The 5180-nt window shown below is 45.9% G+C and carries 5 protein-coding genes; 1 reads left to right on the forward strand and 4 read right to left on the reverse strand.

What is annotated here, in order from left to right:
- Positions 1-512: 512 nt before the first annotated feature.
- The 4 genes from M8006_RS17315 to M8006_RS17330 are packed head-to-tail and all read right to left on the reverse strand — an operon-like array spanning position 513 to position 4338.
- Positions 513-1259 (reverse strand): sulfite exporter TauE/SafE family protein, encoded by a 747-nt coding sequence (locus M8006_RS17315; RefSeq protein WP_250084414.1) that lies wholly within the window; start codon positions 1257-1259, stop codon positions 513-515.
- Between the two features lie 35 nt (positions 1260-1294).
- The gene (locus M8006_RS17320) at positions 1295-2134 is read right to left on the reverse strand and encodes a class I SAM-dependent methyltransferase (RefSeq protein WP_250084417.1); all 840 of its coding nucleotides are present in this window, start codon (positions 2132-2134) and stop codon (positions 1295-1297) included.
- A 28-nt stretch (positions 2135-2162) separates the two neighbouring features.
- Positions 2163-3536: an aminotransferase class V-fold PLP-dependent enzyme gene (locus M8006_RS17325; RefSeq protein WP_250084418.1), complete on the reverse strand. Its 1374-nt coding sequence runs from the start codon at positions 3534-3536 to the stop codon at positions 2163-2165.
- Between the two features lie 55 nt (positions 3537-3591).
- Positions 3592-4338, reverse strand: coding sequence for a methyltransferase domain-containing protein (locus M8006_RS17330; RefSeq protein ID WP_250084419.1), 747 nt, complete (start codon positions 4336-4338; stop codon positions 3592-3594).
- An 81-nt stretch (positions 4339-4419) separates the two neighbouring features.
- Between M8006_RS17330 and M8006_RS17335 the strand changes: the two genes are divergently transcribed.
- Positions 4420-5139, forward strand: a complete 720-nt coding sequence (locus M8006_RS17335) for an acyl-homoserine-lactone synthase (protein ID WP_250084420.1) — start codon at positions 4420-4422, stop codon at positions 5137-5139.
- The last annotated feature ends 41 nt before the right edge of the window (positions 5140-5180 follow it).

The raw sequence follows: 5180 nt of genomic DNA on the forward strand, positions 1-5180 counted from the left end.
TGGCTTGGAGGGTAGAATCTGTCATGGCGTATCCATTTGTGTTGGTTGAAATCTTGGTCGTGATCAATCAACAGGATACGCCACCCTTCCTTCTGTCCTCCATACACAACATCCGACTATATCTCGTGTCTTTCTTAAAGTCCTCAACCAGCCCGAGGATAGCATCCCCAGGCACCCGTTCAATTTTTTCGAACATTTACTTCGCGACCTCATCGGTTTTGGTGGCTTGGATACGATCACCGTTGTTTAAGCTCTTAACCTCGTCTCAGGGGGTAAAAAGCCACAATTACCCGCTTTAACTACAAGGTGGTCCAGATAGCACGCTTTCTCAGTGACTTCACTAACCTTGTTGGACAACCAATGGCCAGACGGAAGTTGTGTAGCTTGAAGCACCTAATTATCGTCACCATGCCTTCGCGCTCAACAATCCATTATGTGGGACGGTCTTGACGACATTTATTGATCACACTTTCGGTGACTTAGAGGCGCCCCTGATATAGTAACTGGCATCGTCATTGAAGGATGCCCAACGCAAGTAGTCGCAGTGATGCCACTATCAGGAGGAGACCAAGAGCTTTTCGGAAGAGCGATTCTGAAATCAAGTTAAAGGTTAAATTTCCCATATAGACGCCAAAGAACATTGATGGCAGCATCAGTAGCCCCCAAATAAGAACATCTAAAGTAAACATTCCATTGTAGATGAAAGTAAAAGTTTGCGCGGTTACTGCAGGAATATAGACAATCACTAACAATCGCCGCAGATAACGTTTGTTGAGGTATCGCCCAAAGTAGTAAACCAGAGGAGGGGCACTGATCCCTACATAACCGCTGAACATCCCTGACACCGTGGCCGCCATCATATCGCCGTGATCGGCCTTGTCTGGTGAGGAGTCTGAATCGACTGCCACTTTTTTCTGCACGAAGAACATGATCGCTGCGGCTAACAGGACGAGACCCAAGATGATCTGAAACTCACGTGAAGGCGTATATTTCAGGGCAAAGGCCCCTATCACCGAGCCTACAACCATGAAAGCCGCGATCCGCCCCCAGTATTTGACTGACATTTTTACAGGATCGACCCGAATCATTTGAAGCCCACCAAAGATGTTGACGAAGGCAGACAGAACGATTGTCAGTTTGGGATCGATCACGAACGACCCTAGAGCGACGATCACCGTGGTAGTACCGGTGCCGGTGACACCCTTGATGTAGAACGCTGCAAGACCGATTAGGGCTACCAGAATATATTCCATGATCATTATTACGATCCCAATACAATTGTGCCAAAGCGCTGTTATTTCTTGGTCGCGCCGAGGAAAATATATCCTGGCCCGATCCTAGAAACTTGTGAAATCTCGAGGTGTTTAGTCACAGTACCAATGATTTCATCCGCACTACGGTAGAACTCAACGCCGTGGTAATTGGGGTAGTCATGATGATTGTCGAACACCATGCAATCTTCTATGTTAGTCTTGTCGATCAGGTCTACATAAAAAAAGACGCCGTCTTTTCTCAACACACGATGCACTTCGTCTATGAGAATGTCGAAATTCTCCATGTGATGCGCGGTCATAGAGCATTCAACTAGGTCGACAGAATTATCCTCCAATGGCATCTTTACTTCATCACCAAGTGCGTTGAGATCAACTTCATGAGTTTGCATGCTTGGCAAGTTATAGCATGCTTTTACAAGGTACTTCTCATACAAATCCAGACCGATAACTTTGTCTCCATTACTAAAATCCAGGGCTTTGCTATATCGTAGTGCGGTGGCTCCGTCGCCAGTTCCGATAGATAGGGTTCGGAGCGGCGCGGTATCGTGCGATTTACGTGCTTTTAGCCAGCGAAAAATTTCTTCTACCAGGCGATGCTTTCCGTAGCGTTTCTGGTCATTTGCAACTGAGAAATCATGTTCTTCGGTGAAATCAATTGGGCCTGAGCTCGTGTCTTTGGGAGCATCTAGTTGTTCGAATAATGACAGGAATTGTGTCAATTTTTCAGGCTCGAACACCTTCGTTAGATCGACATTATCTTGTTTAAGCATGTCCATCTTCAGATAGCCCGAAAAATTATTATTAAACGTCAAGTATATATCCCTGACGCTTTTCGCAAAGGTTACCGGATGCAGTCTCATTGAATATCTCCAATTTAAGCTGAGATGTTTATTTAATGGCTTCGATCACCTCAGCGCCGCTGAAGGTCTCAACACAGATCTGGTTGATAGCCGCGACGAAACGGTCGACATCTTCCTGCGTGTTGGGCAATGCAACTGAGGCACGGACGAAGCCCGGCACTGCATTGTCTTCGCCAGCGAGCACTTTGCGAGCTATCTCGGAGTCGTCGGTAATGTTTAGAAGGCGCCGGACGACGTCATAGACACAGAAACTTCCGTAACGCACTCCAATACCAAAATCGTCGTTGAGACGTCGCGCAACCTCTTGGGGGCAGACTCCATCGATGTTGAAGGGAAGGATCGTGCACAGTTGTTTTTCAGAGACAAGAAGCTTTACGTGAGAATTATCCTGTAGAGCATCAAACATCTGTTTCGCAAGGTTATATTCATAGGCTTCGATTCGCTCGATCCCGATACGTGAGATTTCTTCAATCGCAGCGGCCATGGCTACGGCACCAACCGTGTTCGGTGTACCCGGATCATGAGCCAGCTGGGATTTGGTAGGGTAAAATTCTCCATTCATATCGATATAGGGGAGGTTGCCCCCGCCTATCTCATAGGGTAAGGAGCTATCGAAGAAAGATTTAGGTCCAATCAGGAAACCACCACCATAAGGTGCATAGAATTTATGGCCACTGGCAGCGAGAAAATCGATATTCATCTCTTGCATATCGATCTTATGGTGCTGGATAAACTGACAACCATCGACCACATATAGCGCGCCATATTTATGCACGAGTTCGCCAATGGCCTTAACGTTAGGGCAATAACCAGTTGCGTTCGATGACGCCGTTAGGACAAAGGCTTTGATATTGTTGTTTTTTAATATCTTCTCGATATCGTCGATGTCAAACTCAAACGCATCGTTGACTTTATAGCGAACGACCTGCTTGGAACCTGCAGCCTGCACTAAGTGGTTGATCTCTTCAGCGTCTTCCAGCTTGAATCGTTCACTGCCGAGGCTGCGGACACCTTCAGCTTTGATCCAAGGCAACCAAGACGAAGAATGTTCGATGTCGGATACGGCTACTTTACCTTCGAAGAAAGAGAAGAAATAGGCGGCAGCATTCATCGCACCAGTCGTATTAGCAGTATAGAGAACATAACTGTTATCAGGTGCGTTCACGAACTTACGAATTGTGTCGCGACTAGCTTCGTAAATGTCAGTAGAGACATGTGATTTTACGCCCGCGCCTCGGTGCACTGAGCCGTAGCCTTGCATGTAGCTATCTACTGCGCTCTGTACACTTTGAAATGGAGGAGTTGTAGCGGCGTTATCCAAATTAACGTAGCGCACAACAGCACCATTGGTCAGAGTCACTTCGTATGCTTGGATGTCCTCGGAAAAGGTTGCGATGGTCATTTCTGGTCCATTTCGTGTCGTTGTCGATGGTGTGTAGTGGTTAAGAACTGGCACTCTATTTAATGGCTAGCCAGCCTTCGAAACACAGATATTTCTGTATGGGGATGATGTCGGTGAAACCTGCTCTGCGCATGAAGTCGCAATTCGCTTCAGAAGTGAAAGGCTCTAACACCCCTTTAAGGCTTAGGGTTTTCGACAACACCTCGTCTAACTCATAGCCGTTATCGATCTTGAACTCGGAGTACAAGGTTGAAAAGATATCCTGGAACCTTGCGTCGCTGGCTCGAACCTTTTCAAACAGTACAAAAGCACCACCCCATTCGAGCGCCTCATAAATGTTATTGAACACATTCTGGCGGTATTTGGGTGCCAAAAATTGCATAGTGTAGTGCGAAGTAATAAAGTCCGTCTTATCGAATTCATGCTCTTCCACACGACAGGTTTGAAAAAACATGTTCGATGTATCACCGTATTTATTGTTAGCAAAACTCACCATGTTCGGCTCAACATCAAGGCCGATGAAACGAGTCTCTTCTTGATCTCCATGACGCTCTGCAATCCGGCTTAAAAGTGTGCCGGTAGAGCAGCCTAACTCGTAAACGGTAGAACCCGGTTTTATGAAAAAATCGGAAAGCTTGACAGTTAGGTCGTGGCCGCAGTGATAGAGTGGCACGGATTTACCGACATGGGAGTCGAATTTCTGGGCAACATCACTGCCAAATGTCCATCGTGCTGACTTTATCTCAATACCGTCCCCAGCATTATGAATAACCTTTCTTTCTATATTTTCTGCTGTGGGCATTTTTCTATTCCTCAAATTTTAGCGGACACCAAAGAAAGCTGTCACCTCGTAAGCATCAAATTCAGTAGAGACGATTTCCTATTGCCCATCTACTGTCCTTTAGGACAGGTTGGCATAACATTACTTTTTAGTATGCTTAAAGAAATCCTCTGTTTGGTTGGGGCCGTGAAAAAATTAAACATTGATTTGTTTGGAATCTCAAAGATCTATATCCACTTGGCTCACTTTGAGGAATTGGATAAGTCCACCATTCTTGATATTTACCGTGCAAGAAAGAAAGCATTTATCGATAGAAGAGAATGGAATGTTGGCAGCTATGAGGGCGGCGAATTTGAGTCAGATAGTTATGATAATCATGAGGCATACTATTTATTCTCTTGGGATGATGGTGTAACTGGTTGTGTCAGGCTGCGTCCATCTACGAGTCCAACTCTCTTAACAGGACCACTAAAATTTATTAAAAAGAGTCCTGATGCTGTCAGGATTCCAGATAGCTCGATGTGGGAAGCCTCTCGATTCTTCATAACTCCACGACCAGATAATTTTGGCAATATAAAATTAGGTGGAAGGCTGGATCCTCGCACGTTGGCCTTATTCTTGAGAATGATTGAGTTTGGTATGGATAGAGAGATTGAAGCCTTCGAGGTAGTGCTTGATTGTTCCATGTTAAGAATCATGAAACGAAGTGGGTGGCATCCTCATATTCACAATACTAGTGTAAGCGAGCCATTAACCACATCTGGGCAGGCGTCGCTCAGCCGGGTAATGTGTCCTTCCAGTGCCAGGGCAGCAGCGTGGTGAGCTCGTCGTCGTTGAGCGTGGGCAATGTTTCGAAGACGTAC

The sequence above is a fragment of the Halomonas llamarensis genome (genome assembly GCF_023555005.1).
GTDB classification, from domain to species: domain Bacteria; phylum Pseudomonadota; class Gammaproteobacteria; order Pseudomonadales; family Halomonadaceae; genus Vreelandella; species Vreelandella llamarensis.